This is a genomic window from Microcystis sp. M090S1 (assembly GCF_020246295.1).
Lineage (GTDB): Bacteria > Cyanobacteriota > Cyanobacteriia > Cyanobacteriales > Microcystaceae > Microcystis > Microcystis aeruginosa.
In genome coordinates this window covers 1-3106 of the sequence record NZ_JADBTF010000074.1, presented here as the reverse complement: position 1 = coordinate 3106, position 3106 = coordinate 1, and the positions used below count along the sequence as shown (strand labels likewise).

Sequence of the window (3106 nt, the reverse complement as noted above, 5' to 3'; positions counted from 1 at the left end):
TTGTGTTGGTGTGGGGTAAAATCGAAACGAATAGGCTTTTTCCATACCTCACATTTTAGCATATATTTCGTAAATGTGCTAATATTTAACAGTAAAGCCGTCGTAGAACGACGGGGTTTCAGACCCAAATTTTCGATGACGCTGTACCTGTTGCGCTTGTTCAACTTCCTCGTCCCGTTTGAGCAGAGGCACTCTGCCAATGTCTTGTAGGTATAAACGTACTAAATCGGTAGTTGTGCCGTTGCTGTAGCTTTTTTCGGGACTAGATACTAAATCATCTTCCAAATCACTGCCGAGAAAATCTTCATCCAGGTCGATCGAGTTTTCCTTCAGTTTTAAGATAGAAAAAGAGGGAGAGATAAATTCAGTTTCGAGCGTCGAGGGGTTAATTGCAGACATGATGGCTTCTCTACGGCGACTGTGATAGGAATTACAAACTTCTAAATCGTTTTCCGTAGTCATAGCTTTCCCACTTGAGCGAGGAAATGATGCAGTCGGGAAAATTTTTTTCTCAAAAGTATTTATGATGGAGTGATTTCCCCTACAGTCCTATTCCTATCTATTCCTGATTTTCCAGATAATTACTGATCTCTTCTAGTTTAGCCAGGGCTTTTCCCGACTGTAAAGATTTTTGTGCTTGCTGGAAAGCCGTGGGGATATCCGGGGCAATTCCACAGCGCCAAAGATAAAAACCACCGTTAAAAATTGCCGCATCGGTTAATTCATTGTTTTCTCCAGCTAATAAACCCTTTAATTTAGCGGTGAGCATCTCTAAAGATTCGAGGGGATAATCCGAGGGACAGAAGCCATAATCGCGAGGATTTAGGAAAAATCGCTGAAAGGAAGGGGGATCGGTGGGATTTCCCAGACCGATAATCGCCGTCCGATTACAGGCTAAATCACAACTGCCCTCTAATCCTTTCACGGTGGTGAAGTGAGAGATATTTCTCAGAGCGAAAGTTTCGCGAAAACGATCTTCGGTGGGGGGATGAACAAAACCCGATATCTGATGAATATTACCCACAAAAGGCGACCACATTAACTCTACCGTGGCCATGGGCGGACGTTTACCGATTTGCTCCCGATAGGTAACAAAATTCTCTACTAGGGGAAAATGGCGCGGAATATAGAAAAAAGTGAATCTTGTGGTGATTAAACAGTCTTTCACTGCTGCTAAGGATAATTGACTAAAATCTGCTCCTAATTGCTGCCAGATTTCCCTCAGGGAAATACCGTATTTAGTCGGCATTTGATCGCCCCCATGCAGGACTACGGGAACCCCCGCCGCCGCTAAGATTAAAGTAGTGATCGGAGTAACCGGGGCAGTGCGAGAGCGTCCATCGTAGGGATTGCCAAAAATAGCGATCGGATGCTGAAAAGAGGCTGATTCTAGGGTTATTTGCGGGCCAAGCTCGGCGTAGGCATCAAGCATTCCCGCTAACTCATCGCTGGTGGGGCGTTTAATGCGATGGGCAATCATAAAAGCACCGATTTGGGCCGGGGTTGCCTCTTGGGTTAACATCATCTTGGTGGCCATTGCCGCTTCGGGACGGGTTAAATTTCTGCCCGTATGGGTGCCACTACCGATCACTTTTAATAATTCTCGAAAAGTATCACTCATCTCAAGGAAGAAAATAAAGAGTAAATGGGATTGATGGGGATTGCTAAGGCTGGACGGGGTGGTTTTCTAAGCTTTTAACCACACTTTGATTCATTTGCCGCACTAATTGACAAAAATGAGCGATCGGTGGTATCTGTAGGCGATCGCTAGTGGTGACAAGGACTACCTGACGGGTGAGACGATGACTAAATTTACCATTGTTAAGATGGGGATTTTCGCTACTAGGGGAAGCAAGAGGACGAATGGCGAGGGTGGCATCGCTACGGGCTTCCATCAGGGCGGATTGGGGCAGAAGAGCGATAATATTACCCTGACGCACCACACCGCGAAAAGCATCGAGGGTGTTTAATTCCATGACGGTTTTCAGGTGGGCATCCTGACGGGAAAACCATTCTTGTACTAATCTTTGCATTCCGTAGCCGTCTTTGAAAACCACTTGCGGATAGGGGATTAATTCTGACCATGGCACTTCTTTGTATTGGGCGAGGGGATGATTAGCGGCCATGAGAATTTCGATCGCTTCTTGGTATAATACCTCGACCACCATCTCCGGGCTAGAGGTGAGAAAACGATTATTCATTACCAACGCCACATCTACTAAACCATCCCGCAGCACTTTTAAGGCGCGATCGCTGCCTAGTGCTGTAACTCTTAACTGAACTTCTGGGTATTCAGCACAAAATTTCGGCAAAATCGGCGGTAAATAGTGGGCGCACACGGAATGAATCGCCGCCACGCACAATTCTGGCTGTTTTCCTGCCTGTAGGTCGGTGATTTCCTCGTGAACATTCGTCCATTCTTGACAAATCCGTTTCGCCCGGGGCAGTAATTTCTCCCCGGCAATGGTTAACTTCGCTTGGGCGGTACGATGGAAAAGAGGTAAGCCCAAATCGGTTTCTAGGGATTGAATCTGGCGGCTGATAGTCGATTGGGTGACTCCACACTGGCGCGCGGCTTGACCAAAATTGCCCGTATCGGCTACGGCTAAAAAGGCTTGCAATTGCTCGATCCGCATTCTTTCTCGTTTTAATTACATTCCGTCATGACTTTATGACAATAACGAATTTTATTCTGACTTTTGGTAGAAATTGCTACCGTTTTCTCAGTTATCAGTTATTTTAAGTAGTCGTGCAAAATTAATTTCTTGGTTAGGATAGGCACTCATGCAAGAGGCAAGAGGCAAGAGGCAAGAGGTGGTTAGATATGTGTAATTAATTTTGCTTAGGTACTTAGCGGTCAGCCTTGAACTACTTCTCCCTCACAATCGGGCTGTTGAACTGTCTTTTTTCTGGCAGATTCAACAATCCTGATTTCATGAGAATATTTTCTACCTTGCTAGGGATTACTAGTGGGACTTAAACAAATTTCAAGCCCAAACAAAGCCTAAACTGGCTTTGTAAGCGGCAAACACATCCCGATTCTCGGTCAGCCACTCAAAGAAACGGAAAGACATCGCTGTCCGAAAAGCTTCCAAGGCTTCCACAA

At 45.6% G+C, this 3106-nt stretch carries 3 protein-coding genes and 1 pseudogene; all 4 read right to left on the bottom strand.

Translation table 11 applies throughout. The features are described 5' to 3' along the window. Positions 1–45, bottom strand: a 45-nt coding sequence (locus IM477_RS22885; protein ID WP_353737710.1) for a helix-turn-helix domain-containing protein, incomplete at its 3' end; no start/stop codon positions are given. Positions 46–135: 90 nt separating this feature from the next. Continuing rightward, positions 136–399: pseudogene (locus tag IM477_RS03330) on the bottom strand (sigma-70 factor domain-containing protein); the annotation flags it as partial. A gap of 160 nt (positions 400–559) precedes the next feature. Beyond that, positions 560–1621 (bottom strand): anthranilate phosphoribosyltransferase family protein, encoded by a 1062-nt coding sequence (locus tag IM477_RS03325; protein ID WP_287730523.1) that lies wholly within the window; start codon positions 1619–1621, stop codon positions 560–562. 43 nt (positions 1622–1664) lie between these two features. Next, on the bottom strand, positions 1665–2636 hold the full coding sequence (locus IM477_RS03320) for a LysR family transcriptional regulator (protein ID WP_079206795.1): 972 nt from the start codon (positions 2634–2636) through the stop codon (positions 1665–1667). Between the last annotated feature and the right edge of the window lie 470 nt (positions 2637–3106).

Excerpts from the sequence above, each read along its gene's own strand:
- IM477_RS03325 (WP_287730523.1), bottom strand. The coding sequence starts at position 1,621 with ATGAGTGATACTTTTCGAGAATTATTAAAAGTGATCGGTAGTGGCACC.
- IM477_RS03320 (WP_079206795.1), bottom strand. The coding sequence starts at position 2,636 with ATGCGGATCGAGCAATTGCAAGCCTTTTTAGCCGTAGCCGATACGGGC.